This window comes from Pseudomonas sp. LBUM1669 (assembly GCF_059695705.1).
Window position 1 is genome coordinate 3,022,977 of sequence record NZ_CP166784.1, and the last position, 25,017, is coordinate 3,047,993.

Here is a 25,017-nt window from a genome sequence, read left to right on the forward strand (position 1 = left end):
ACCCTGATTTGAGATTACTTGCCCATCGCCTGCCGGTACTGACGCGTGCGCCGGGCGATGTACAGCTGATCAAGAATCAACGCCCATATCGCCCAAATCTGTGGCCGGGTCTTGCGCCCGCGGCTCAGGCGATGCAGTTGGAACTTGACCACGGCCATGCTCGCCAGGGCGGCCAGCGGTTTGCGCTTCCAGCGGATCGGCGGCAATTGCGGGTGGCTGTTCTGGCCTTCGCGCCAGCGTTTGACCAGCTGCGGTTCGATGGCCAGCGCCGTGCCAATGCCGGCCATGGCGATGCCGCTGTCGAGCACCTGTTCGACGATGGCCAGGCGTCGGATCCCGCCTGTCACCATCACTGGCATGCTCGCAACGCTGGCCAGTTCGCCGGCCATTTCCAGAAAGTACGCCTCCCGGGCCAAGGTTCTGCCGTCGCGGGCTTCGCCTTGCATGGCCGGCGCTTCGTAGCTGCCCCCGGAGAGTTCCAGCAAGTCGATCTGTTGAGCGTTGAGCCACTGGATCACTTGCCGGGCGTCGTCGGCGTCGAACCCGCCGCGCTGGAAGTCTGCGGAATTGAGTTTTACCGCGACACAAAACTGTGGCGATACGGCTTGGCGAACAGCACTGACCACGGCCAGCAACAGCCGGGCGCGATTCTCCAGTAAGCCCCCCCAACGATCATTACGACGGTTGGTCAATGGCGAGAGAAACTGGCTGATCAGGTAACCGTGCGCCGCATGAATCTGCACACCCGTGAAACCGGCTTTTTCCGCCAGTGCAGCACTGGTGGCAAAGCGTTGGATGACCTCGGCGATATCGCTTTCCGACATCGGTTTGGGTTCGGCAAACAGCTTGGAGAACGAACCCAGATCCAGCGCCACGGCCGACGGCGCCCAGGCTTGCTGGCCGAGGTTGGCCATGGTCTGGCGGCCGGGATGATTGAGCTGCACCCAGAAATGCGCGCCACAGGAGCGGCCAATAGTGGCCCACTGACGGAACTGCTCAAGATGTCGCTCGTCTTCCAGCACCACGCCTGCGGGGCCGGTCATGGCGCGGCGATCGATCATCACGTTGCCGGTCAGCAGCAGACCCGCTTCGCCCTCGGCCCAGGCTTGATATAGCTGAAACAGTGCGCTGGATGGCGCTTGTCCGGTATCCGCGAGGTTCTCCTCCATCGCCGCTTTGGCGATGCGATTGCCGAGGGTCTGGCCGTTGGGCAAATTCAGCGTTTGAAAGGGCGACATGCTTGACTCCTCATCAGTAATGCAGAGAGGCTAAGCTTAAAGTTAACTTTAATGTCAAGCAGGCAGATGAGGCCGGGATGAAGATTGGTGAATTGGCGCAATTGAGCGGGTTGAATGCATCGCGCATTCGCTTTTATGAGGCTCAAGGCCTGATCCGGCAAGTGGAACGCCTGGCCAACGGCTATCGACGTTACCCGCCACAAGTCCTGCAAACCCTGAAGATCATCCAGTGCGCACAGCAGGCCGGGTTCAGCCTCGAAGAGCTGAAGTTATTGTTGCCGGACACGGTGACAGGCGAGTTCAAGCACGATGAACTGGTGGCGAGCCTGGGGCGCAAAGTCGAACAGATCGAAGCGATGCAACTGCACCTGGCGCAGAGCAAGGCGCAGCTGCTGGGGTTGATCGAAAACATCCAGGCACGGCCCGAAGGAATGGCCTGCGGTGAGAATGCCGAGCGGGTGCTGGCGTCGATCAAGCATTAGTTCTGCCCGAGACAGTTTTCGCCAAAGGCCTGGTAGCGCAGGACGTGGGTGGTGCCCGCAGTATCAATGTAGGTCATCTCCCGCGGCAGGGGGCCGCAACCATCGTCGCGAGTCATGTTGAGCACTTTGGCGATATGGAGCGGCGTCGAATACTTGTAGTCCTCGACTTTCGGCGTGCTGGAATTGTCGACGGAAGCGGCCGCTGCAACACCGCTCAGACTGATGAGAAACAGGGCGGACAGAATGCGTTTCATGATGGGGCTCTCGTAGTGGCTACTGAACGATTTCAGTGGCAGTACGACGAGCCCCGTTGGGGTTTATTCCAGGCTCAGGGAAAAACTTTTCGGTGCCGGGATCGGATTGCGCATCAGCGTGCCGACCACCAGTGCCCCCAGCAAAGCCAGCAAACCGGCGACCAGAAGCAGCAGGCTGAAGCCGCCGACGAAGGCCTGACGCGCCAGTGGCTCGACCAACGCACGCGCGGTTTCCGGCAGCAGGTTCATCGCCGCCGTCATGTCACCGGCGACCACCCGTGATGCAATGCCTTGGGTCTGGCCGAGCCATTGCGTGCCCTGCGTCGACAGGCCGGTGCGCAACAACAGTTCGGTATGGCTGGACAGCAACGCACCAAAGACACCGATGGCCAGCACGATCGCGCTGAAACGCATGGTGGTGCTCATGCCCGAGGCCATGCCGGTGCGCTCGCGGGGGACGCAGGCCATGATGTTTTTCTGCGTGTCGCCATTGAGCAGGCCGGCACCGGCGCCCGTCACAGCAATGGCCAGCGCGAAGGGCAGGTAGCCGCCGCTGCTGACGGCCCAGGCGCTGAGCAGGTTGCCGCTACCGACCAGGGTCAAACCCGCCGCCATGAGCGTGGCCGGGGCATATCGATGGGCGAGCCGCGCACCGATTCGCGGGCAAATCAGCATGGTCACGGCAAACGGCAACATTCCCAGCCCCGACGCGATGGCCGAGAAGCCCAGGCCGTTTTGCAAGTAGAACGGCAGCAGCGTCATCATCACCTGGGCGCAACCGGCATAGGCAAACATGCCGAGCAGGGCGCCGATGAAACGCGGATGCTTGAACAATTGCAGGTCGACCATTGGCCGCTGCTGCATCCGCTCAATCAGCACAAACAACCCCAACAGCAGTGCGCCACCGATGAGCCGGGCGTAGGTAAGTGGGTTGCTCCAGCCGATCCGGTTGGCTTCGATCAAACCCCAGATCAGGCACAGCAAACTCGCACTGAATGCCAGGCTGCCCCAGGGATCGAGGCGCGCCGATTGGGTGTCCCTGGATTCCGGCACGGCGCGCCAGACCATGAACATCAAGAACGCGCCCACCGGTAGGTTGAGGTAGAAGATCCAGCGCCAACCGATGTATTCGGTGATCACCCCGCCGACCGTCGGTGCGGCGGTCATCGCTACGCCCATGCACGCGCCCCAGAACGCCCAGGCCTTAGCCCGTTCGACTTCATCGTGAAAGGTGTGGCCGATGGAGGCAAGGGCCGAGGTCAACAACAGTGCCGCGCCGACACCCTTGACCGCCCGAGCGATGTCGAGGAACAACGCCGTGGGCGCCGCGCCGCAACCGATGGAGGCAAGGATGAAAATCCCCAGCCCCCAGAGCAGGGTTTTCTGTCGGCCAAAACGGTCGGCAATGCTGCCCGCCGGCAGCAACAAGGCCGCGAACGCCAGCATGTAAGCACTGACCACCCATTCAATGTCGGCAAAGTTCGCGCCCAGGTCCCGTGCGATGGTCGGCAGGGTGACGGCGACGATGTTGGTGTCGAGCACGATCAGCGAGCACACGCCGGAGGCCGTCAGCAGTGTCAGGCGTGGACTAACCCGGCTCATGACGTGATTGCCTTTTGGGCAAGATCGTTGGCTGCGGCGGCGAAAAGGGGTTTGACGGACATGGCGTTGGCTCTCTACTGTGATTGCCAATGAGCTTATCGCGGCCGATTATCGGCTTTGTTAGCCAGGCATCGGGTCTTCATTACCTTTGAGCTAATACACCCATGGACATACGGCATTTCCGCTATTTCCTGGCCGTTGCCCGGCAAGGCAATTTCACTCGCGCCGCCGAGCAGCTCGGTATCGCACCGCCGACCTTGACTCGACAGATCCAGGACATGGAGAACGAGCTCGGCACGCGACTGTTCGTGCGCCAGACACGTGAAGTCAGCCTGACCGAGGCCGGTGCCGCGCTAATGATCGAGGCCGAGGCGACGGTGCGACAGTTCGAATTCGCTCAGCAAAATGCACAGCGGGCCGGACGTGGGGATATTGGTCATATCGAACTCGGTTACGTGGCGTCGGCGGTGTACTCGGGGTTGCTGCAAAAACAGGTGCAGGCCTTCAGTCGTGAGTGCCCGGACGTCAGCCTGAATGTGCGGGAAAGCCCCATGGTGTCATTGCCGACCATGGTGGTCGAGGGGCGATTCGATGTGGGTTATGTCCGCTCACCGATGACCCTGCCCGACGGCCTGGAGGCTATTCGTCTGGACTCAGAAGGCTTTGTGCTGGCGCTGTCTTCCGAGTCCTGGTTGTGCCGACTGCCGGAGATTGCTCCGGAGCATTTGCAAAACGAGACGTTCATTTTGCCGGAGCAAATCAGCGGCACTTTGCAAGTCGCCGCCGAAGGCGGGTTTGCACCGAAACTGGGCGCACAGCCGGGTGGGCTGGTGGCGGTGATCGCGCTGGTTTCGCTGGGGCAGGGCGTTGCGGTCGTGCCGGAGTCGGTGGTCGGGCATGTCGGGTTGCCCGGCGTGGTGTACCGCACGATCAAGGGCTGCGAGGCGACGTCGTGGTTGTCGTTGATTCATCGGCGGTTCGAGAAGTCGGCGGCGGTGGCTCGGTACATCGAGCAAGTGAAAAATCGCTAAGGGAAAAACTTTCGTCGGAACGCCGCCCGGAGCAGGCTCACTCCCACATTGAATCTTCAGTGTTCACAAGATCCCTGTGGGAGCGAGCCTGCTCGCGAAAGTAATCTACCAAACCTCACAAATGCCCCAACCTAACAGCTAACCCGACGATTAAACCGCTCAGTGGCGCGAGGCACCGTGCACAGCCTGCGCAAGGTCTGCCGTAACCAAGCAAGATCATGCGTCGGTTTACGCTTCACCCTTGCCGGTTTCACCTTGCCAATGTGCCTGGCGAAATCCTCTTTCAACGTTTGTTCAGTCCCAATCCCCTTGAGCTTCTTCACCAGTTTCCCGTCTTTATAAAACAGCACGGTCGGAGTCCCGGTGACGCACAGATGCCGAGGCGATTCATCGGTGTTCAGCATGTAGACGTGCGCTTGATGCCGATAGGCCTCGGCAATCTGACGGAAGATCGGCCCGGCCATTTCGCAGGCCGGACAGTGCTGGCTGCCGAAGTACAAAATCACTGGGCGCCAGGTTTTCAGGGCTTTGCGATAGACCGGAGCCAGCTGTTTGAGGGCGTTTACCGAGCGCATTGAAACCTCCTTTTTTCTCTGTGCATTGAGCGTCTGTCGACGTTAAAGGCGCGGAGGCGGGTGAGTCTACTGTCAGAAATTACAGGTACCACACTTCTCCAATTTGAATCGCCTCACGACGAATGTGGTGCAAGTACCCGAACCGTTGTAGCCAACGGTAGCGTTCATTCCCCTGTGCGTTTCGTAACGTCAATGTTTAACGTTCACCCATCCATTTGATTCAAATCACTTTTCAATCTCCCCAACATTCCGCTCACAACCTGTGGCACACTTTCTGCTGTCTATTCCGCTGTTACATACCAATGTCCGGTATAGCGGAATAAACATCACCCTGGAGTGCTTGCCATGCATCGCCGACCTTCCTTGTTTAAAGCGTGTATTTTTCTTGTCGCAGCTTCGGCTGCTGCCATGGGCGTCGCCCAGGCGGCGGACAGCAAGCTCGATAGCGTGCTGGCCCGTGGGAAACTGATTGTGGGCACGGGCAGTACCAATGCGCCGTGGCACTTCCAGGGAGCGGATGGCAAGTTGCAGGGTTTTGATATCGACATCGGGCGCATGATCGCCAAGGGGTTGTTCAACGACCCGGCCAAGGTTGAGTTCGTGGTGCAGTCCTCCGATGCGCGGATTCCCAACCTGCTGACTGACAAGGTCGACATCAGTTGCCAGTTCATCACCGTGACCGCCAGCCGGGCCCAGCAAGTGGCGTTCACGCTGCCGTACTACCGCGAAGGCGTTGGCCTGCTGCTGCCGGCCAGCAGCAAGTACAAGGAAATCGAAGACCTCAAGGCCGCCAATGACAGCGTGACCGTGGCGGTGCTGCAGAACGTGTACGCCGAAGAGCTGGTGCATCAAGCCTTGCCCAAGGCCAAGGTCGATCAGTACGACAGCGTTGATCTGATGTATCAGGCCGTGAACTCCGGCCGTGCCGACGCCGCCGCCACCGATCAATCGTCGGTGAAATACCTGATGGTGCAGAACCCTGGCCGCTATCGCAGCCCGGCCTACGCCTGGAGCCCGCAGACTTACGCCTGCGCGGTCAAACGCGGCGATCAGGACTGGCTGAACTTCGTCAATACCACCCTGCATGAAGCCATGACCGGCGTTGAGTTCCCGACTTACGCGGCGTCCTTCAAGCAATGGTTCGGCGTAGACCTGCCGACCCCGGCCATCGGTTTCCCTGTCGAATTCAAATGATCCCGTGAGAGCGGGGCGCTGATGACGCGCCCCGTTCAAGGTACTGCTGACCATGAACTATCAGTTGAACTTTGCCGCCGTGTGGCGCGATTTCGACACCTTGCTGGCGGGGCTCGCTCTGGGCCTTGAGCTGGCGCTGGTGTCGATCGCCATCGGTTGCGTGATCGGCCTGATGATGGCGTTTGCTTTGCTGTCAAAGCACCGCGCATTGCGGGGGCTGGCGTCGGTGTACGTAACGGTGATCCGTAATACGCCGATTCTGGTGTTGATTCTGTTGATCTATTTCGCCTTGCCGAGCCTGGGGATCCGTCTGGACAAGATCCCGTCGTTCATCATCACCCTGTCGCTGTATGCGGGGGCGTACCTGACTGAAGTGTTCCGTGGCGGCTTGTTGAGCATTCCCAAGGGCCAGCGTGAAGCCGGGTTGGCGATTGGTCTCGGCGAGTGGCAGGTCAAGGCCTACGTCACCGTGCCGGTGATGCTGCGCAATGTGCTGCCGGCCTTGTCGAACAACTTCATTTCGCTGTTCAAGGACACCTCGCTGGCCGCCGCGATTGCGGTGCCGGAGCTGACCTATTACGCGCGCAAGATCAATGTCGAGAGCTACCGGGTGATCGAAACCTGGCTGGTGACCACTGCGCTCTATGTGGCGGCCTGTTACCTCATTGCCATGATGCTGCGTTACCTCGAGCAGCGTCTGGCGATCCGCCGATAGGAGACCCCCATGTACGAATCACCCAGTTGGTTGCATGAGTTGTGGGTTGCCCGCGAAGTGTTGTGGCAAGGCTTTTTGACCAGTGTGCAGGTCTCGGCCCTGGCGATTTTGCTGGGCACGATGGTCGGCATTGTCGCCGGGCTGGTGCTGACCTACGGCAAGTTCTGGATGCGCGCGCCGTTCCGGTTTTACGTGGACATTATTCGCGGCACGCCGGTGTTTGTGTTGGTGCTGGCCTGCTTCTACATGGCGCCCGCGGCGGGATGGCAGATCAGCGCGTTTCAGGCCGGCGCCTTGGGGCTGACGCTGTTCTGCGGCTCCCACGTGGCGGAGATTGTGCGCGGCGCTCTGCAAGCGTTGCCCAGTGGCCAGATGGAAGCGAGCAAGGCCATCGGCCTGACGTTTTATCAATCCCTCGGCTACGTGTTGTTGCCCCAGGCGTTACGGCAGATCCTGCCGACCTGGGTCAACTCGTCGACCGAAATCGTCAAGGCCTCGACCTTGCTGTCGGTCATTGGTGTGGCGGAATTGCTGCTCAGCACGCAGCAGATCATCGCCCGCACCTTCATGACCCTCGAGTTTTACCTGTTCGCCGGATTTCTGTTTTTCGTCATCAACTACGCCATCGAATTACTCGGCCGGCACATTGAAAAGCGGGTGGCTTTGCCATGACTCAACCTCAAGTTTCGACACAAAACCAGGCCCTGCTGGACATTCGCGGCCTGCACAAACAGTACGGCAAGCTTGAAGTGCTGAAAGGCGTCGACCTGAGCATGCAGCGCGGCAACGTGGTCACACTGATCGGCTCCAGCGGCTCGGGCAAGACTACGCTGCTGCGTTGCGTGAACATGCTCGAAGAATTCCAGGGCGGGCAGATTGTGCTCGATGGAGAGTCCATCGGTTATGACGAGGTCAACGGCAAGCGTGTGCGTCACCCGGAAAAAGTCATCGCCCGGCACCGGGCAATGACCGGCATGGCGTTCCAGCAGTTCAACCTGTTCCCGCACCTGACCGCATTGCAAAACGTCACCCTCGGCTTGCTCAAGGTAAAAAAATTGCACAAGGACGAAGCCGTGGCACTGGCGGAAAAATGGCTGGAGCGGGTTGGCTTGCTGGAACGCCGCGATCACTACCCCGGCCAGTTGTCCGGCGGTCAGCAACAGCGTGTGGCGATTGCCCGGGCGATTGCGATGAACCCGAGCCTGATGCTGTTTGACGAAGTCACCTCGGCCCTCGACCCGGAACTGGTCGGCGAAGTGCTAAACGTGATCAAGGGCCTGGCCGATGAGGGCATGACCATGTTGCTGGTCACCCACGAGATGCGTTTTGCCTTCGAGGTATCGGACAAGATCGTTTTCATGAATCAGGGGCGGATCGAAGAGCAGGGGCCTCCCAAGGAACTGTTCGAACGCCCGCAATCGCCGCGTCTGGCTGAATTTCTCAAGAACACGCGGTTTTAAAATTTCCATTTTCAATCAGGAGAAACACTCATGAGCATTACTCGTTACGGCACCGGCAGCACCGCCGCTGGCGGTCAGCCTCGCCCTTTCGCCCGAGCCGTTGAAGCCGATGGCTGGCTGCACGTTTCCGGGCAGGTGCCGGCGGTGGACGGCGAGATCATTACCGGTGGCATCGTCGAGCAGACTCACCAGACCATGAAGAACCTGATCGCTATTCTCGAAGAGGCCGGTTATGGCCTCGAAGACGTGGTGCGTGCTGGCGTGTGGCTGGAGGATCCGCGGGATTTCACCAGTTTCAACAAGGTCTTCTCCGAGTACTTAAAAAGCGAGCACGCACCGGCCCGGGCCTGCGTGCAGGCGAACATGATGGTCGACTGCAAGGTCGAGATCGACTGCATCGCGTACAAGAAAAAGGCCTGAACCGCGGCGCGCCCATCGCTGGCAGACCAGCACCCACAGGGGAACGCAATCTAATGTGGGAGCTGACCTGCCAGAGATGGCGGCCTAACAGTCGCCACCGCACTCTGGTTAAACTCCCGGCACTTTTATGGGAACCACTGACATGACCGAAGACACCATCAAGCGCCGGGCACGCGGTCTCGACCGGGCGTTCGACATCCTCGATTTCCTCAAGGAAGTCGGTAAACCGCTGCGCCCGAATGAAATCGCCAGCGGCATCGGCAGCCCGAAATCCACGATTTACGAACTGGTTGCTTCCCTGCTGGAACGACGCATTCTCGAACCCGTGGGCAAGGACGGTCACGTCTACCTCGGCCGTCAGCTGTACTTTCTCGGGCAAGCGCATTTGCGCCATTTCGACCTGACCCGCGAGGCCGATCACGCCTTGCAGGAAATCGTCAGCCAGACCCATGAAACCGCGCAGATGTGCCTGCTCAACGGGCGCAAATACACCGTGGCGCTGATGAAAGAGGGCGAGCGGCATTTCCGTATTTCCTCGGACATCGGCGAGAACGCCCCAATCCCCTGGACCGCGTCCGGGCGCCTGCTGCTGGCGCACCTGAGTGATCAGGAGATCATCGACCTGATCGACCACGACGACTTCATCCTGCCCGACGGCGAACGCCTGCCGCTGGAGCAGTTTCTCAAGGAAATCCGTCAGGCCGGTATCGATGGCTTTTTCTCTTTCGATAGCGTTGCCGACACCTTTACCCATTGCTTCGCTGCCCCGGTCAAAGACCCGAGCGGCGTGGCCATTGCGACCCTGTGCATCGTCGCCCCTCGGGACGACGCCAAGAACAATTACAACGACTATCGCCGGGTGCTGATCGAAAGCGCCAATAGCCTGGCCCGGCGTATCAACGAATAACAGCGGCTGTCTGCAGCCGTGAATGTGAGGAGTTCGACCATGTCTTCTGCCCAAAATACCGCCGCCGTGGAAAAGGGCTTTGCCCAGACCGGCGCCAGCCTGGTACGCGACGTCAGCCTGCCTGCGCTGGTGCTGCACCGCGAAGCGCTGGAGCACAACATTCGCTGGATGCAGGCGTTTGTCAGCAACAGCGGCGCCGAACTCGCGCCCCACGGCAAAACCAGCATGACGCCTGCGCTGTTCCGTCGCCAACTGGACGCCGGCGCCTGGGGCATCACCCTGGCCAGCGCCACGCAAACCCGCGCGGCCTATGCCCATGGCGTGCGTCGGGTGCTGATGGCCAACCAATTGGTCGGTACACCAAACATGGCGCTGATCGCCGATTTGCTGGCGGACCCGACGTTCGACTTCCATTGCATGGTCGATCACCCGGACAACGTCGCTGACCTGGGCGCGTATTTCGCCTCGCGCGGTGTGCGCCTGAACGTGATGATCGAGTACGGCGTGGTCGGCGGCCGTTGCGGTTGCCGCAGTGAAGAGGAAGTGATCGCGCTGGCCAAAGCCATCAACGCCCAACCGGCGCTGGCGCTGACCGGCATCGAAGGCTACGAAGGCGTGATCCACGGTGATCATGCGGTCACGGGCATTCGTGAATTCGCCGCCTCTCTGGTGCGCCTGGCTGTGCAGTTGCAGGACAGCGGCGCATTCGCCATTCCCAAGCCGATCATCACCGCGTCGGGTTCGGCCTGGTACGACTTGATCGCTGAGTCCTTCGAAGTGCAGAACGCGGCTGGACGTTTCCTCAGCGTGTTGCGCCCCGGTAGCTACGTGGCTCACGACCATGGCATCTACAAAGAAGCGCAATGCTGCGTGCTCGACCGGCGCAGCGATCTGCACGAAGGCCTGCGCCCGGCGCTGGAAGTCTGGGCGCATGTGCAGTCGTTGCCGGAGCCAGGTTTCGCGGTGATCGCCCTGGGTAAACGCGACGTGGCTTACGACGCCGGTTTGCCGGTGCCGCTGCTGCGTTACAAGGCCGGCGTGGTGCCTGCCACCGGCGACGATGTCGGCGCCTGCAAAGTGACGGCGGTGATGGACCAACATGCGTTCATGACCGTGGCGCCGGGGGTTGAGTTGCGCGTGGGCGACATCATTTCGTTCGGCACTTCGCACCCGTGCCTGACGTTCGACAAGTGGCGCACGGGGTGTCTGGTGGATGAGCAGATGAACGTGATTGAAACCATGGAAACCTGTTTCTAAAGGTTTGAGACCGAGGCGCGGCCTTCGCGGGCAAGCCTCGCTCCTACAGGGTTTCGGTCGCTCACATGATGTGTGTACGACTCCGGACCGTAGGAGCGAGGCTTGCCCGCGAAGGCATCCGCCCAGACAACATCGCTACACCAGAGACGACAAAAACAATGAACACCATCAACACCCTCGGCCCCAACACCCCGCGCATCGCCCTGATCGGCGAGTGCATGATCGAGTTGCAACAGCGCGCCGATGGCACGCTGCAACAGAGCTTCGGCGGCGATACGTTGAACACCGCGGTCTACCTGTCCCGGGAACTCGGCACGAGCGGCGTCGTCGATTACGTCACCGCGCTGGGCGACGACAGTTTCAGCGATGCCATGTGCCAGACCTGGGCCGACGAAAACATCGGGTTGGGCATGGTCCAGCGCCTGCCTGGTCGACTGCCCGGTTTGTACTGCATCCAGACCGACGCTGCCGGCGAGCGACGTTTCCTCTATTGGCGCAACGAAGCGGCCGTGCGCGATTGCTTCACGACCCCGGCCGCCGCGCCGATCCTGGCGGCGCTGCCGGATTACGACGTGCTGTATTTCAGTGGCATCACCCTCGCGGTGCTCGGCGCGCAAGGTCGAGAGAAGTTGCTGGAAACCCTGATTGAAGCCCGCCAGCGGGATGCGCGGATTGTGTTCGACAACAACTACCGACCACGCTTGTGGGCGACAGTCGAAGAGGCGCGGGCGGCTTATCGCAGCGTCTTGCCCTATGTTGACCTGGCGTTGCTGACGGTCGATGACGAGCAAGCGTTGTTTCATTTTTCCGATTGCGAGACGGTGTTTGCCGCTTACGAGCAGATCGGCACCCCCGAAGTGGTGCTCAAGCGTGGTGCCGAGGCGTGTTTGATTCGCTGTGATGGTGAGTTGTTTGAAGTGCCCGCGCAGAAGGTTGAGCGGGTGGTGGACACCACGGCGGCGGGGGATTCGTTTAGCGCGGCGTACCTGGCCAGTCGGCTCAAGGGCGGGAGTACGGTTGAAGCGGCTGAAGCGGGGCACCGGTTGGCGAGTCGGGTGATTCAAGTGCCCGGAGCGCTGATCCCCAAAGATTGAAATAAGCTTTTGTGGCGAGGGAGCTTGCTCCCGTTCGGGTGCGCAGCATCCGTAAATTGGGGCCGCTACGAAGCCCAGCGGGAGCAAGCTCCCTCGCCACAGGGCCTTCAAGCCAAACCCATCAGTCCCGGTAAAACACCTGCACCAGGTGATACCCGAACTTGCTCTTGATCGGCCCATGCACCACCCGCAGCGGTTTTTTGAAGATCACTGCATCGATGACCCCGACCATTTGCCCGGGCCGCACTTCACCCAGGTCGCCGCCGCGTTTGCCGGACGGGCAGGTGGAGTACTTTTTGGCCAGCACATCAAAGGCTTCGCCCTTGGCGATGCGTTGCTTGAGCTGCTCGGCTTCTTCCGAGGTTTTCACCAGAATATGGCGGGCTTGAGCTTTCATGGGGGCATACCTTGCAACGGTGGTGGCTATGTTGGTGCCAGCGGGGGCGCGCGATTATGCCTCAACTCACTCCGGTTGGCCGATCATCGTGCGAATCTTGTTGGCCAACAGGTCGATGGAAAACGGTTTGGCGACCATGTCCATGCCTTCTTCCAGGAAACCCTGGCGTTCGGCGGCTTTCTCCGCATAACCGGTCATGAACAGGACCTTGAGTTCGGGGCGGTGCTGACGAGCGATCTCCGCCAGTTGTCGGCCGTTCATGCCCGGCAGGCCCACATCAGTCACCAGCAGATCGACCCGCAGGTCCGACTCCAGCAAGGGCAGGGCGGTCTTCGCGTCTTCTGCTTCGTGGGCGTGGTAACCCAGCTCGTTGAGCAGGTCGAGCACGAGCATCCGTACTGCCGGATCATCCTCCACCAGCACCACGGTTTCACCAGCAATCGCCGCCGGCGCCGCACCTGTCAACGGCAGCAAGACATTTTGCGGTTCTGTTGTGTGCAACCGCGGTAAGTACAAGCGCACGCTGGTGCCCTTGCCCGGCAAACTGAACAGGCTGACATGCCCGCCCGACTGCTGGGCGAATCCGTAAATCATCGACAAACCCAAGCCAGTGCCCTGGCCGATGGGCTTGGTGGTGAAAAACGGGTCGAAGGCCTTGGCCAATACCGACGGTGTCATGCCGCTGCCGTTGTCGCTGACGGCAATCATCACGTAATCCCCGGCCTTGACCGATTCCAATGTGGTGATGTCGCTGCCGTCGAGGTGCATGTTAGCGGTTTCAATCAGCAACTCGCCACCATCGGGCATGGCATCCCGGGCGTTGATGACGAGGTTGAGCAGCGCGTTTTCCAGTTGGCTGACGTCGGTGCTCACCGGCCAGACCTCGTCGGCCAGCAGCAGCTTGAGCTCGATGTGTTCGCCCTTGGTGCGGCTGAGCAAATCTTCCAGTGAGTGCACCAGATCATTAGCGTTCAACGGCCTGCGATCCAGCGACTGACGCCGGGAGAATGCCAACAGGCGATGGGTCAGGGCCGCAGCACGATTGGCCGAGGACACCGCTGCTTCGGTGAATCGGCCAATCTCGGCGGTTCGCCCGTCAGCGATATAGCGCTGCATCAGGTCGAGACTGCCGATAATCCCGGTCAGCATGTTGTTGAAGTCGTGGGCAATGCCGCCGGTAAGCTGGCCGACCGCTTCCATTTTCTGTGCGTGGCGCAAGGCATCTTCTGCGCGTTCGCGCTCGCACATTTCGTTTTGCAGCCGTTGGTTGGCTTCGGCCAGTTGCTGGGTACGGGCGGCGACCCGTTCCTCAAGGGTATCGTTGAGATTGCGCAGCGCCTCTTCCGTCTGTTTGCGCTCGGTTTCGTCGATCACGAAGATGTAGAAACCATTCACCGCGCCATCCGGGCCGTGACGTGGCAGGTAGTTCATCAGCGCATGCCGCGTGCTGCCATCCCGGTGGGGAGCATCAATGCTGAAACAGCACGTCTTGCCAGTCAGCGCCTCGGCAATGTGCTCGGCACGCAGGGCATAGGCGTCCTCGCCCAACACTTCACGAATGGTGCGGCCGTAGAGTTCCTGCGGTGTCAGGCCATACCAGTCCAGATAGGCGGCATTGTTCAGGCGAAACCGCTCTTCGCGGTCGACGTAACTGATCAGGATCGGCATGGCGTTGATGATCAGCTGCAGCTCGGTCTGGCTCTGGCGCAGGGCTTGCTCGGTGAGTTTGCGTTCGGTCAAATCCAGGGCAGCCCCAAGGAACCGGATCGGCCGGCCATGGTGGTCCTTGTAGCAGCGACCGCGTGAAAACACCCAGCGCAGGTGACCGCTGGGTTGCAGCAGGCGATATTCCTCGGCGTATTCGGTGCCGTGGGTGATGGAATATTTAATGCTGCGGGCGACCATTGCGCGATCTTCCGGGTGCACGGCCTGGAGGTAGGCGCTGATGGGCAACTGACTGGCGAGCAGCGGGTCGATGTTGTGCAGTTCGGCGAAGCGCGCGTCGGCGATGAAGCGGTCTTCGCCGATGTCCCAATCCCAGGTGCCGACGGCGTCGGTGGCCGCCAGAGCCAATTGCAGACGCTGTTCGGTTTCGTGCTGGGCCTTGAGGCTGGCGGCCGACCGCTGTTCGAGTTCCAGTGCGATGCGGCGGCGTTCGTTGGTTTCGATGGCAGTGACCAGAATGCCGGCGACCTGAGCGTTTTCATCGCGGATCGGACTGTAGGTCAGGTCCAGCCAGAAGTCGGAATCACCTACGTCGCGCTGCAAGTTGAAGCGTTGTTCGCTGTAGGTTCGCACCTGGCCTTGTAGGACGGCGCTGTAAATGGGGTCGGTAAAGTCCTGGAGTTCTGGCCAGATCTGGTGCGTCGGTTGTCCGAAAGCGTGTGGATGTTTGCTGCCGGCGAGGAGGGCGAAGCCGTCGTTGTAGATCTGCGTGAGCTGCGGCCCCCAGAGCAACAGCATCGGCATCGGTGAATGAATCACGATGTCGACCGCGGTACGCAGGCTCTGTGGCCAGGTACTGGCAGCGCCCAGCGGGGTGCGTGTCCAGTCCAGTCTGGCGATCAGGGCCTGGGCATCGCTGCCCGTCGGTGATGCGTTCATCAAATTGTCCTGCGCTTAAGTCGGTGTGGCGGCGTCTACTATCCTTGCAGGGCGGTAGACGCTGGATGACCCGCCATGGGTCATTGTTTTTTCATTGAATGCTTCGCGGGTGCTTTTTGCCATGGAAATCGATGCACTGTTGCAGATACTGGCTGACCGGAACGGATCCGATCTCTATCTCTCCACCGGCGCGCCACCCAGCGCACGGTTCGACGGCGTGCTCAAGCCGTTGACCGATCAGCCGTTCAAACCGGGAGACGTTGCGGCGATTGCCAAGTCCATCATGGACGCCGAACAGCGCCTGGAGTTCGACCGGGAGCTGGAGATGAACCTGGCGATCTCCTTGGCGGGTGTCGGTCGCTTTCGGGTCAACATCTTCAAGCAACGCAACGATGTGTCAATCGTGGCACGCAACATCAAGCTCGACATCCCGCGTTTCGAAGACCTCAAACTACCGGCGGTGCTGCTCGAAACCGTGATGCTCAAACAAGGATTGATGCTGTTCGTCGGTGCCACCGATTGCGGCAAGTCTACCTCCCTCGCGGCGTTGATCGATTATCGCAACCGCCACAGCACTGGCCACATCGTCACCATCGAAGACCCGATCGAGTACATCCATCGGCACAAGCAGTCGATCATCAACCAGCGCGAGGTCGGCGTTGATACCCGCAGTTTTCATGCAGCATTGAAAAATACCCTGCGCCAGGCCCCGGACGTGGTGCTGATCGGTGAAATTCGCGACCGCGAAACCATGGAGCATGCGCTGGCATTTGCCGATACCGGTCATCTGGTGATCTCTACGTTGCACGCGCACAACGCCCATCAGGCGCTGGACCGCATCATCAATTTCTTTCCCGAAGAGCGGCGGATGCAGTTGCTGCATGACTTGAGCAACAATCTGAAAGCGTTTGTTTCCCAACGACTGGTGCGTACCCGCGACGGTCAGCGCAGGGCGGCAGTGGAAGTGATGTTGGGAACAGCGACGGTTGCTGACTTGATTAGACGCAATGAACTGGACGAACTTAAAAACATCATGGAAAAGTCTGCTGAGTTCGGTATGCAGACGTTTGATGGCGCACTGTATGCACTAGTGGTGGAAGGCGCAATCAGTGAGGAGGAGGCGCTAAAGCATGCGGACTCGCTGAGCAATCTGAAATTGCGTCTTAAACTTTATGGTACAGGGGCTTCGACCGTTAATGCGCCGAGTGGAGACTGGGGATTGATGGATTGATTGTGTTGTTAGTGTAAGTGGTTATGAAATATTGCCTTATGACTTTTTACTGTTTAGTTATTCTTCGGTGAGTAAGGATTCACCTTCGTTGAACTAATCAGTTAACTAATTTCATAAGGTTGTTAGGTGTCTTCTAAGTTTAAATATAAAGACTATCAGTTGTCCGGGGCGGTTTCCGAAGTTCAACATATTTGGTTAAAGGCTGATGCGGCTGAGCGGCAGGTGGTTGTGCGCTTATTGCAAAGTGTCTTCGAGGATCAAGAGGACGAAGGGCCCTACCATTGGCAAGGCTACGAGTTTGAGCTGGCGAAAGGTTCTTCGCTGTATGAAGTCCATATGCCGGGTCGAGTGGCATGGAATAACCTGGCCAACTACACGGTCGTGATGGACGAACTCCGTCGCCACCGCCCCGAGAACATGGCAGCGACCCGTATCAACGAAGCCGGCGGGCTTGAGATATTCCGAAAAGACCGGTTAGTGTGGGACGTCGTCGACGTGAATATCGTCTAAGAGTCCCACTATTGTCAGAAGCTTCTGGTGATAGGTGATATTGCCAAACAAGCCGGTGGTTACATTTATAGCGAAGATTTCGTCGATGTGGACCAATGGCTGAAGTTTCATGGCCTGAGGGTTCCAAGGAATGCCAGCGAAACAAAAAACCTGATCGCGCTTTCCGAGTTCGATCCTGAGGTTGATGAGTTGGGTAACTATTGGGGGCAGCTTGTTACGGATGATCCGTCGTTAGCCGTCTTGTCGGTTGAGCAGCGCAACGCCATTCGGCAGGTCACCCAGCGTGTCGCCAAAAACACCAAACTGCTGGATAAGTTGTTCCGCGAAACGGGGCGCGTCATTGCGACGCACGATAATGCCGCTGAGCGGATTGTTCAGTTGATCAAGCATCCGGTGGCCCAAGCCTGTGCCAGGAAACTCCTGGAGGAGTCGGCTTGGTTCGGCGCGCAATCCGGGCAAGACGTCTCTTCACAAGATCTTGAGCAACTGCTGGTAACCAGCCTGTTGCTGGATCTTTATCCGTCTCTGGGTAGCACCCAAGACCGCAAGCGTATCGCCGGCTTCGCTTTATATGCGCCGAGCAACGTTGAGCGGTCGCCGGCCATGGTGCGCGAGCAGTTGCAGGCCTTTCTCTATACCAAAGGCTGGGCTGATCCTGCCGCGGCGCCGCTGGCGTGTCATCTGCTGCTGGCGGACATGGCGCCGGAATTTCTGGTCAAGGGCGTGCCAGCATCGATGACGATGGGCTCGGTTGCCTGGGTCACCTTTTGCCATGGCGTTGCTCTGGCGGAAGCGGTCAGGAAGGGTGCGTCGCGTGTGCTGACGTATGCGCAGATCATGGCTTATGTCGAACTGGAGCCTGTCAGCGAACCGCTGTTCCGACTGCGGGAGTTGGCAATGATCGATCCGATCGTTGACTGGGCGCTATTGAATGGCGTTATCAGCGCAAGCGAGCTTACTCAAGCGGCAAAGGAAACCACCGACCGGGCAATCACGGCGTTCCAGGCATACGCGGAGAACTTCACCCATCTGGCGAACGTCTATTCCATCCCCATGCCCAACCGCGAAACCATCGCGCGCGAAGCGTTGAAAGGAGCGGTGCCGGAGTGTCATTTCCTGGACGACAAAGTGCTTTATCAACACCCCGGCCTTTATGCATCCCCCAACCCCATGTCGATGGTCGGTTTGCACATGTCGGCCGATCTCGCGGTTGGCCAGTGGGATTTCCGCGCGGTCTTTCCCGGCAACGTTATTTCCAGAACGCCTGATTTGTTGGCTGGTGTGACCAATCAAAAAAGACCCACTCACTACGATCCCTCCGTCACCAGCCTTTATAGCCGCTTTCCAAGGTTACGGAGCCTGCCGGCCAACAATGTCGAATACCATCGCCTGTTACGGGATTATCTCGGTAATTTGAATAAAGCGCTGGCGACCAATGTGAAGTTGGCCCTTTCACACATGCTTGCCCATGATCTGGAGATTTTTCTAAAAGGTAAGATCACCTTTTTTACCGTTCGTCTTCCAGCGATCAGAACCGAGTCTTACTTCTCACTATCGCCGGTGCCCATTTCAACGACTTACGAAACCCAGCAAAGTAACGATGCTGTGAAGGGGCGTTTTGGCATTGTAATGTTCGCTGCCCACGGCAATGCGGTTGCATGTTATGAGTTGTTTACCTTGCGGGGTGAATTACGGAAAAACACCACGCTGGCCTCGCTGATAACCTCAACGGGCAAATTGCGGACTGCCGCCCGAATGGATTTTAACGGGGAGCTGAATGCGCCCCTGCGACCTGCGACTCCCGAATTGTTGCCTCTTTCGGTTGTTGAATTCACTAGCGGCGTTTTCGCTGAAAATGACGCCAGCAGCACCATGGGGATTATTGAAAAACTGGGTGAGCTCCCCGCACCCGCGTCTGTGACGGCGCGGCAGCAGAGTAACTACCGTAATTTCGGTAATCCGCAGCTGCTGCGAATTGCCGAGTTCGTTGTGAACAGTCATCCGTTGCGCACATTTGACGAAATCGAGTTAATGGCCACGGTGCCGACAGCACTTGAAACAGAACGCCAAAATGGCGAAGAGACTGCAGATTACATCGTGAATCTGGTGGTTCCGTTCAAGAACTGCATCGAGGACTTGTCTTCTGGAGAACACAATAAGGTCGTTGACGGGATCTACGGTTGCGTCATGGACGCTATGGCTTTGGGCGGCGCATTTGTGGGGGCTGGCGCCAAAGCGCTGAGCATCTCGTCGAAGGCGATCTCCTTGTCGTCCAAAGGCGCCCGCCTGACCAAACTGGCGTTTGTGACGTCCGTTTCCCTGTTCAACCCCGTGGATGATGTGCCAACGGTGTTTTATGGTGCCGGGAAACTCATCCACAAGGGCACGTTACGGTTCAGCAGGCAGACTGAAGAGCTTCTCGGACTGGCAAAGTCCCAGTTGGGCAGACTCCATGGCAGCCACAAATCCTATGACCTGGTCCGCGCAGCCAGTAACGTCAACGCCGGACAGGGTACCTGGCGACCCCGTGGTGCAATCGGCGAGGAACTCACGGTGGTGGCGGCCCGCAACAATTTTCAATGGTATGCCCTCGACCGTCTGGGCAAAGCCTGGGGACCAAAACTCGACAACTTTGCCTATGTGGCTCCTGTCCGCTTGCCGCGATCTACCAAGACATTGCCTGTCAGTTATACCCGGCAGTTCATCGAAGAAAGTCTGCCGCGGGCCCGGACGAAAATCGAAAACGCGATCAATGCCTTGACCCATCGTGACTTTGAGTCGCAGCGCAATCTGGTTGCCAGACTGCTGATGGGAAGCGACTCGAACGATGCAATCAATCAGTTGTTGAACTATTTGAGAGCGGTCAGGGCCGACTTTGCGGGCGTTTCCATCAGTAACTTCATCCTTGATCCACTTAAGGACACCCACCACATTGCCGCTTTCGACACGAGCGCTTACCAACAGTGGAAAGGTGCAGCCGGGCAATCCGACGCGAAGTTCATTGAAATCTATACGTCCAATCTCAACCGGCACTTCATTGGCCTGGGATTCAACCATGAAGTCGTCGCAGACGACTTGATCCATGAGCTGTTTCACGGGCCTGCGCAGATCGGTGATGTCGCCTATGCCCGCGACGCTGGCAACGTCGGCGGTGGACAGTCGCTGGACGTGGCGTCGCTGCTGAACCTGGCCTCCGGCCGGCTTGCGGTGACAGATGAAGGCAGTGCCCGTCACGCCAGTTCCAAAGCCTTTGAAAACGCTGACTCACTGGCGGTGGTCACTTCGCTGCTGAGCCAGTTGCACACCGACGAGGCCGGGTTTGACCGCAACATGTCGCTCCTGCGGAACACACTGGAAGCAAATCCCGATAGCGCGATCCTCGATCCGGTGCGGATCACGTTGAACCATTCCGTGCCTGCGCAGAGGCCTGCCTCTGGCACTGGCAGGCCTGGCACGAGCGTTCAATAGAACCGTTTAAAAAGCGAGTTCCGGCCGATCCCGAAATTGCTCCAGCGCCGCGGGATTGGCCAGCGCATCGGTGTTCTTCACCTTCTGTCCATGCACCACGTTCCTCACCGCCAGCTCAACGACCTTGCCGCTGATGGTCCGTGGTATATCGGTCACCGCGACGATCTTCGCCGGTACATGCCGCGGCGTGGTGTTGGCGCGGATGACCTGGCGGATCTGCTGCTGCAAGGCCTCATCCAGTTCGACGCCGTCGCGCAATTTCACGAACAGCACCACCCGCACGTCATCCTGCCATTGCTGACCAATGGCCACGCTGTCCAGCACCTGCTGGACCTTCTCCACCTGACGATAGATTTCCGCCGTGCCGATGCGCACGCCGCCGGGGTTGAGCACTGCGTCCGAGCGGCCGTGAATCATCATCGCGCCGTGGGGCAGTTGTTCGGCGTAATCGCCCTGGGCCCAGACGCCGGGGAACTGACTGAAATACGCAGCGCGCAGCTTTTCCTGCAGAGGGTCGTTCCAGAAACCGATGGGCATGGCCGGGAAGTGCCGGGTGCACACCAGTTCACCTTTCTCGCCGATCACAGGCTTGCCGTCGTCGCTCCAGACTTCAACCGCCATGCCCAGGCTCTTGCCCTGGATTTCGCCGCGACGCACTCGCTCAAAAGGATTGCTGTTCACAAAGCACGAAACGATGTCGGTACCGCCGGACATCGAGGCCAGGCACAGGTCGCTCTTGAGGTCGCGATAAACGTAGTCGTAACTCTGTGGTGACAACGCTGAACCGGTGCAGAGCAGGGTTTTCAGGCTGCTCAGGTCATGGCTCTCGCGTGGTTTGACACCATGGGTTTCCAAGGTCGCGAGGAATTTTGGGCTCGTACCGAAGACGCTGATGCGTTCATCGTCGATCAGGTCGATCAAGCGGTGGGGATCCGGATGGAACGGCGAGCCGTCGTACAGCACCACCGCGCTGCCCACGGCCAGGGCCGAGACCAGCCAGTTCCACATCATCCAGCCGCAGGTGGTGTAGTAAAACAGCCGATCGTCGGGGCCGAGGTCGCAATGCAGCCCGTGTTCCTTGACGTGTTGCAGCAACACGCCGCCGGTGCTGTGGACGATGCATTTCGGCACGCCAGTGGTGCCGCTGGAATAGAGGATGTACAGCGGATGGGCGAAAGGCACGGGGACGAAATCCGGCTCGCCGCCGATGTCGTAGAAATCATCCCAAAGCGTCACGTTGGCCCGGGTGTGGAAATGCTCGATGTGTGCCTGTGGCCGGGCATATGGCACCACGATCAACTGCTGCAAGGACGGCAGGCGTTCGAGGATTTCATTGACCTTGGCGGTCTGGTCGATGTCCTTGCCGGCATAGCGATAACCGGCGCAGGTGATGAGCACTTTCGGTTCGATCTGGCCGAAACGGTCAATGACGCCCTGGGTGCCGAAGTCCGGTGATGAACAGGACCAGATCGCCCCCAGGCTGGTGGTGCCGAGCATGGCCACCAGGGTTTGCCAGGTGTTGGGCATGCACGCGGCGACACGGTCGCCGAGGCCGACACCGGCGGCGATCAAGCTGTTCTGAAAACCGGCGACATGCTCGGTAAGTTCGGCCCAGGTCAGGTGTTCACGCTGGCCGTTCTCGCCAATGGCAATTACCGCCACGGCATCGTCGCGACGGCGCAGCAAGTGCTCGGCGAAATTCAGGGTGGCGCCTGGGAACCACTCGGCGCTGGGCATTTGCGGGCCTTCCACCAGTACCGCGTCTGGTTGGTCGTGGAAACGGATGTCGAAGAAGTCGACGATCGCCTGCCAAAAGGCTTCGCGCCTGTCGATGGAGAATTGGTGCAGGGCGGGGTAGTCGTCGAGGTGGATGTTGTGCCGCTTTACGATGAAGCGCCGGAAGGCCTCCATGCGGGTATTACTGATGCGCTCGGCGCTGGGTTGCCAGAGGGTGTCGGACATGGCTTGCCTCTCTCGTTCCCACGCTCCGCGTGGGAATGCCTCAACGGACGCTCCGCGTTCGGCTCTTTGGACGCAGAGCGTCCCGGGCTGCATTCCCACGCAGAGCGTGGGAACGATCATAACAGGGGGGTGTTGACTGATTACTGCGCCAACCACCCACCATCAATATTCCACGCCGCGCCGCGCACCTGGCTTCCGGCCTCACTGCACAAGAACAACACCAGCTCACCCAATTGGGGCGGAGTGACGAACTCCAGCGACGGCTGCTTCTCCGCCAACAAATCATGCTGCGCCTGTTGCGGCTCGATCCCGGTCGCGATGCGATCATCAATCTGCTTCTGCACCAGCGGCGTCAACACCCAGCCCGGGCAAATGGCATTGCAGGTCACATTCGTTGTCGCTGTTTCCAGCCCGACGACTTTGGTCAAACCGATCACGCCATGTTTGGCCGCGACGTAGGCGGCTTTACCCACCGAGCCCACCTGGCCGTGCACCGAGGCGATGTTGATGATCCGTCCCCAACCTTTGGCGCGCATGCCCGGCAGGCTCAAGCGGGTGCTGTGGAACACCGAGGACAGGTTGATCGCAATGATCGAGTCCCAACGTTCTACCGGGAACGCTTCGACCGGCGCCACGTGCTGGATTCCGGCGTTGTTGACCAGGATGTCGACGCCGCCGAATTCACGCTCGGCGTAGGCAACCATGTCGGCGATCTGCGCCGGGTCGCTGACATCGGCCGGATGATGGCCGACCTTGCCGCCGAATTGCTCGACCTCGGCAATCACCTTGGACGCATCGCCGAAACCGTTGAGGATCAGATTGGCGCCAGCCTTGGCCAGGCTCAGGGCAATGCCCAGGCCAATGCCGCTGGTGGAGCCGGTGACCAGTGCGGTCTTGCCCGAAAGAGTCGTCATGTATACCTCACACAATGCCAGTGGCGTAGAAAGTACCGATCACCACAAAGACCGCCAGGGTCTTGATCAGCGTAATACAGAAAATGTCTTTGTAGGCTTCACGGTGGGTCAGGCCGGTGACCGCCAGCAGGGTAATCACCGCGCCGTTGTGCGGCAGGGTGTCCATGCCGCCACTGGCCATCGAGGCCACCCGGTGCAGCACTTCCAGCGGGATGTTGGCAGCGTGGGCCGCAGCGATGAAGTCATTGGCCATGGCTGCCAGCGCAATGCTCATGCCGCCCGACGCCGACCCGGTGATGCCGGCCAGCAGGGTTACGGTAATCGCTTCGTTGACCAGCGGATTGGGAATGCTCTTGAGCCAGTCGGCCAATACCAGGAAGCCCGGCAAGGAAGCGATCACAGCACCAAAGCCGTATTCCGACGCAGTGTTCATCGCGGCCAGCAACGAGCCGCCGACCGCGCTGCGACTGCCTTCAGCCAACTTGCCGCGAATCGCCTTGAAGCCGAACACCAGCACCATGATGATGCCCACCAGCAAGGCCGCCTGAACCGCCCAGATCGCCGTGAGCTTGGCGATTTCGGTGGTGACCGGGGCGGCCATGCCCGGCAGCGCGAGGCTGTGGGTCTTGCCGTACCACTGCGGAATCCACTGGGTAAACAGTAGGTTCATGATGCCGACGGCCAGCAGCGGCGACAGGGCGATCCACGGGTTCGGCAGTTTGATGTCGGGCGCGGTTTCAGGCTCGTTGCGCAGTTCGGTGCCATAACCTTCACCGGCGGCCTGAGCCTTGTTGCGCTGGCGCTGGAGAAACAGCATGCCGGCGCTGAACACGAAGATCGCGCCGATCACACCCAGCCACGGCGCCGCCCACGCGGTGGTGTTGAAGAAGGTGCTGGGGATGATGTTCTGGATCTGCGGGGTGCCGGGCAGGGCGTCCATGGTGAACGAGAAGGCGCCGAGGGCGATGGTCGCCGGGATCAGCCGCTTGGGGATGTTGCTCTGGCGGAACATTTCAGCGGCAAACGGATAGACCGCGAACACCACCACAAACAGTGACACGCCGCCGTAAGTCAGCAGGGCGCAGACCAGCACGATCACCAGCATGGCCTGGCGGGTGCCGAGCAGCCGAATCGCTGCCGCGACGATGGAGCGCGAGAAACCCGACAGCTCGATCAGCTTGCCGAACACCGCGCCGAGCAGGAACACCGGGAAATACAGTTTGATGAAGCCGACCATTTTCTCCATGAACACCCCAGTGAAAGCAGGGGCGACGGCGGAAGGGTCGGTGAGCAAGACGGCGCCGAGGGCGGCAATCGGGGCGAAGAGAATAACGCTGTAGCCACGGTAAGCAGCCAGCATCAGCAGCGTGAGGGCTGCCAAGGCAATGATCACACTCATGGTGTGTCTCCTGGATTGTTATTTTTGTAGGGGGGATCTTTTGTGGGAGAGGGCTTTAGCGAGATTCGTGCCATGAATGCAACGTATTGAAATATAAGGATATTTATTTTTTGGTAAGGTGATGTTGAATGATTTGTCTCTAATATGAGATTTTTTCCGCCCGTGCGGATGCCTTCGCGGGCAAGCCTCGCTCCTACAGGTTTTTGGTCGGGCCGGCAAATGGAAGCGCCCGTGCCCCGTAGGAGCGAGGTTTGCCCGCGAAGAGGTCCTGTCTACCAATGGAGATGCATGTCTCCTTATGGA

22 protein-coding genes are annotated in these 25,017 nt (G+C 59.5%); 13 read left to right on the forward strand and 9 right to left on the reverse strand.

The features are described 5' to 3' along the window. Nucleotides 1-14: 14 nt before the first annotated feature. Nucleotides 15-1,238 (reverse strand): NADH:flavin oxidoreductase/NADH oxidase family protein, encoded by a 1,224-nt coding sequence (locus tag ACA051_RS14145; protein WP_497375323.1) that lies wholly within the window; start codon nucleotides 1,236-1,238, stop codon nucleotides 15-17. A 77-nt stretch (nucleotides 1,239-1,315) separates the two neighbouring features. Here ACA051_RS14145 and ACA051_RS14150 point away from each other — a divergent pair, with 77 nt between their 5' ends. Continuing rightward, nucleotides 1,316-1,720, forward strand: coding sequence for a MerR family transcriptional regulator (locus ACA051_RS14150; RefSeq protein ID WP_403098155.1), 405 nt, complete (start codon nucleotides 1,316-1,318; stop codon nucleotides 1,718-1,720). Here the strand turns inward: ACA051_RS14150 and ACA051_RS14155 are convergent. Next, complete coding sequence (locus ACA051_RS14155; RefSeq protein WP_497310358.1) at nucleotides 1,717-1,974, reverse strand: DUF2790 domain-containing protein; 258 nt, start codon at nucleotides 1,972-1,974, stop codon at nucleotides 1,717-1,719. The two genes, ACA051_RS14150 and ACA051_RS14155, sit on opposite strands and share 4 nt — an antisense overlap. A 63-nt stretch (nucleotides 1,975-2,037) precedes the next feature. After that, a complete protein-coding gene (locus ACA051_RS14160; protein WP_497375325.1) occupies nucleotides 2,038-3,576 on the reverse strand; it encodes an MFS transporter in 1,539 nt (512 codons plus the stop codon). A gap of 164 nt (nucleotides 3,577-3,740) precedes the next feature. Between ACA051_RS14160 and ACA051_RS14165 the strand changes: the two genes are divergently transcribed. After that, nucleotides 3,741-4,607, forward strand: coding sequence for a LysR family transcriptional regulator (locus ACA051_RS14165; protein WP_497375327.1), 867 nt, complete (start codon nucleotides 3,741-3,743; stop codon nucleotides 4,605-4,607). 131 nt (nucleotides 4,608-4,738) lie between these two features. On the opposite strand, the gene ACA051_RS14170 is transcribed toward ACA051_RS14165, so the two are convergent. Further along, a complete protein-coding gene (locus ACA051_RS14170) occupies nucleotides 4,739-5,182 on the reverse strand; it encodes a thioredoxin family protein (protein ID WP_497375329.1) in 444 nt (147 codons plus the stop codon). Between the two features lie 345 nt (nucleotides 5,183-5,527). Between ACA051_RS14170 and ACA051_RS14175 the strand changes: the two genes are divergently transcribed. From ACA051_RS14175 to ACA051_RS14210, 8 genes are all read left to right on the forward strand, one after another. Then, nucleotides 5,528-6,376, forward strand: a complete 849-nt coding sequence (locus ACA051_RS14175) for a transporter substrate-binding protein (RefSeq protein ID WP_497375331.1) — start codon at nucleotides 5,528-5,530, stop codon at nucleotides 6,374-6,376. 52 nt (nucleotides 6,377-6,428) lie between these two features. Beyond that, nucleotides 6,429-7,091 (forward strand): amino acid ABC transporter permease, encoded by a 663-nt coding sequence (locus ACA051_RS14180; protein WP_497310363.1) that lies wholly within the window; start codon nucleotides 6,429-6,431, stop codon nucleotides 7,089-7,091. A gap of 9 nt (nucleotides 7,092-7,100) precedes the next feature. Then, nucleotides 7,101-7,763, forward strand: coding sequence for an amino acid ABC transporter permease (locus tag ACA051_RS14185; RefSeq protein WP_497375333.1), 663 nt, complete (start codon nucleotides 7,101-7,103; stop codon nucleotides 7,761-7,763). Continuing rightward, a complete protein-coding gene (locus ACA051_RS14190; RefSeq protein WP_497310365.1) occupies nucleotides 7,760-8,551 on the forward strand; it encodes an amino acid ABC transporter ATP-binding protein in 792 nt (263 codons plus the stop codon). The genes ACA051_RS14185 and ACA051_RS14190 overlap by 4 nt, the downstream gene beginning before the upstream one ends. 30 nt (nucleotides 8,552-8,581) lie before the next feature. After that, nucleotides 8,582-8,971: a RidA family protein gene (locus ACA051_RS14195; RefSeq protein WP_497375335.1), complete on the forward strand. Its 390-nt coding sequence runs from the start codon at nucleotides 8,582-8,584 to the stop codon at nucleotides 8,969-8,971. A gap of 142 nt (nucleotides 8,972-9,113) precedes the next feature. Beyond that, on the forward strand, nucleotides 9,114-9,878 hold the full coding sequence (locus ACA051_RS14200; protein ID WP_497375337.1) for an IclR family transcriptional regulator: 765 nt from the start codon (nucleotides 9,114-9,116) through the stop codon (nucleotides 9,876-9,878). A gap of 39 nt (nucleotides 9,879-9,917) precedes the next feature. Then, nucleotides 9,918-11,135, forward strand: a complete 1,218-nt coding sequence (locus ACA051_RS14205) for an amino acid deaminase (RefSeq protein WP_497375339.1) — start codon at nucleotides 9,918-9,920, stop codon at nucleotides 11,133-11,135. Nucleotides 11,136-11,293: 158 nt separating this feature from the next. Then, the gene (locus ACA051_RS14210; RefSeq protein WP_497375340.1) at nucleotides 11,294-12,229 is read left to right on the forward strand and encodes a sugar kinase; all 936 of its coding nucleotides are present in this window, start codon (nucleotides 11,294-11,296) and stop codon (nucleotides 12,227-12,229) included. A 121-nt stretch (nucleotides 12,230-12,350) separates the two neighbouring features. Here the strand turns inward: ACA051_RS14210 and ACA051_RS14215 are convergent, their stop codons facing one another. Next, nucleotides 12,351-12,626 (reverse strand): peptidylprolyl isomerase, encoded by a 276-nt coding sequence (locus ACA051_RS14215; protein WP_007898282.1) that lies wholly within the window; start codon nucleotides 12,624-12,626, stop codon nucleotides 12,351-12,353. A 66-nt stretch (nucleotides 12,627-12,692) separates the two neighbouring features. Next, nucleotides 12,693-15,230, reverse strand: a complete 2,538-nt coding sequence (locus tag ACA051_RS14220) for a hybrid sensor histidine kinase/response regulator (protein WP_497375341.1) — start codon at nucleotides 15,228-15,230, stop codon at nucleotides 12,693-12,695. A 121-nt stretch (nucleotides 15,231-15,351) separates the two neighbouring features. Between ACA051_RS14220 and ACA051_RS14225 the strand changes: the two genes are divergently transcribed. From ACA051_RS14225 to ACA051_RS14235, 3 genes are all read left to right on the forward strand, one after another. Continuing rightward, entirely contained in the window at nucleotides 15,352-16,461 is a 1,110-nt protein-coding gene (locus tag ACA051_RS14225; protein WP_497375342.1) for a PilT/PilU family type 4a pilus ATPase, read from the forward strand. Nucleotides 16,462-16,587: 126 nt separating this feature from the next. After that, nucleotides 16,588-16,971, forward strand: coding sequence for a hypothetical protein (locus ACA051_RS14230; RefSeq protein WP_497375344.1), 384 nt, complete (start codon nucleotides 16,588-16,590; stop codon nucleotides 16,969-16,971). Between the two features lie 27 nt (nucleotides 16,972-16,998). Further along, a complete protein-coding gene (locus ACA051_RS14235; protein WP_497375345.1) occupies nucleotides 16,999-20,439 on the forward strand; it encodes a hypothetical protein in 3,441 nt (1,146 codons plus the stop codon). A gap of 6 nt (nucleotides 20,440-20,445) precedes the next feature. On the opposite strand, the gene ACA051_RS14240 is transcribed toward ACA051_RS14235, so the two are convergent. The 3 genes from ACA051_RS14240 to ACA051_RS14250 form a co-directional block, all read right to left on the reverse strand. Continuing rightward, the gene (locus ACA051_RS14240) at nucleotides 20,446-22,401 is read right to left on the reverse strand and encodes an acetoacetate--CoA ligase (RefSeq protein ID WP_497375346.1); all 1,956 of its coding nucleotides are present in this window, start codon (nucleotides 22,399-22,401) and stop codon (nucleotides 20,446-20,448) included. Between the two features lie 140 nt (nucleotides 22,402-22,541). Then, complete coding sequence (gene hbdH / locus ACA051_RS14245) at nucleotides 22,542-23,315, reverse strand: 3-hydroxybutyrate dehydrogenase (protein WP_497375348.1); 774 nt, start codon at nucleotides 23,313-23,315, stop codon at nucleotides 22,542-22,544. Between the two features lie 7 nt (nucleotides 23,316-23,322). Then, complete coding sequence (locus tag ACA051_RS14250) at nucleotides 23,323-24,714, reverse strand: GntP family permease (protein ID WP_497310374.1); 1,392 nt, start codon at nucleotides 24,712-24,714, stop codon at nucleotides 23,323-23,325. Nucleotides 24,715-25,017 lie beyond the last annotated feature (303 nt).

What these genes read in the sequence shown, in the direction of transcription:
- ACA051_RS14165 (WP_497375327.1), top strand. Translation starts at nt 3,741, where the DNA reads ATGGACATACGGCATTTCCGCTATTTCCTGGCCGTTGCCCGGCAAGGC.
- ACA051_RS14240 (WP_497375346.1), bottom strand. Translation starts at nt 22,401, where the DNA reads ATGTCCGACACCCTCTGGCAACCCAGCGCCGAGCGCATCAGTAATACC.
- ACA051_RS14145 (WP_497375323.1), bottom strand. Translation starts at nt 1,238, where the DNA reads ATGTCGCCCTTTCAAACGCTGAATTTGCCCAACGGCCAGACCCTCGGC.
- ACA051_RS14210 (WP_497375340.1), top strand. Translation starts at nt 11,294, where the DNA reads ATGAACACCATCAACACCCTCGGCCCCAACACCCCGCGCATCGCCCTG.
- ACA051_RS14200 (WP_497375337.1), top strand. Translation starts at nt 9,114, where the DNA reads ATGACCGAAGACACCATCAAGCGCCGGGCACGCGGTCTCGACCGGGCG.
- ACA051_RS14195 (WP_497375335.1), top strand. Translation starts at nt 8,582, where the DNA reads ATGAGCATTACTCGTTACGGCACCGGCAGCACCGCCGCTGGCGGTCAG.
- ACA051_RS14170 (WP_497375329.1), bottom strand. Translation starts at nt 5,182, where the DNA reads ATGCGCTCGGTAAACGCCCTCAAACAGCTGGCTCCGGTCTATCGCAAA.
- hbdH (WP_497375348.1), bottom strand. Translation starts at nt 23,315, where the DNA reads ATGACGACTCTTTCGGGCAAGACCGCACTGGTCACCGGCTCCACCAGC.
- ACA051_RS14160 (WP_497375325.1), bottom strand. Translation starts at nt 3,576, where the DNA reads ATGAGCCGGGTTAGTCCACGCCTGACACTGCTGACGGCCTCCGGCGTG.
- ACA051_RS14205 (WP_497375339.1), top strand. Translation starts at nt 9,918, where the DNA reads ATGTCTTCTGCCCAAAATACCGCCGCCGTGGAAAAGGGCTTTGCCCAG.
- ACA051_RS14150 (WP_403098155.1), top strand. Translation starts at nt 1,316, where the DNA reads ATGAAGATTGGTGAATTGGCGCAATTGAGCGGGTTGAATGCATCGCGC.
- ACA051_RS14190 (WP_497310365.1), top strand. Translation starts at nt 7,760, where the DNA reads ATGACTCAACCTCAAGTTTCGACACAAAACCAGGCCCTGCTGGACATT.
- ACA051_RS14250 (WP_497310374.1), bottom strand. Translation starts at nt 24,714, where the DNA reads ATGAGTGTGATCATTGCCTTGGCAGCCCTCACGCTGCTGATGCTGGCT.
- ACA051_RS14180 (WP_497310363.1), top strand. Translation starts at nt 6,429, where the DNA reads ATGAACTATCAGTTGAACTTTGCCGCCGTGTGGCGCGATTTCGACACC.
- ACA051_RS14215 (WP_007898282.1), bottom strand. Translation starts at nt 12,626, where the DNA reads ATGAAAGCTCAAGCCCGCCATATTCTGGTGAAAACCTCGGAAGAAGCC.
- ACA051_RS14185 (WP_497375333.1), top strand. Translation starts at nt 7,101, where the DNA reads ATGTACGAATCACCCAGTTGGTTGCATGAGTTGTGGGTTGCCCGCGAA.
- ACA051_RS14225 (WP_497375342.1), top strand. Translation starts at nt 15,352, where the DNA reads ATGGAAATCGATGCACTGTTGCAGATACTGGCTGACCGGAACGGATCC.
- ACA051_RS14175 (WP_497375331.1), top strand. Translation starts at nt 5,528, where the DNA reads ATGCATCGCCGACCTTCCTTGTTTAAAGCGTGTATTTTTCTTGTCGCA.
- ACA051_RS14220 (WP_497375341.1), bottom strand. Translation starts at nt 15,230, where the DNA reads ATGAACGCATCACCGACGGGCAGCGATGCCCAGGCCCTGATCGCCAGA.
- ACA051_RS14155 (WP_497310358.1), bottom strand. Translation starts at nt 1,974, where the DNA reads ATGAAACGCATTCTGTCCGCCCTGTTTCTCATCAGTCTGAGCGGTGTT.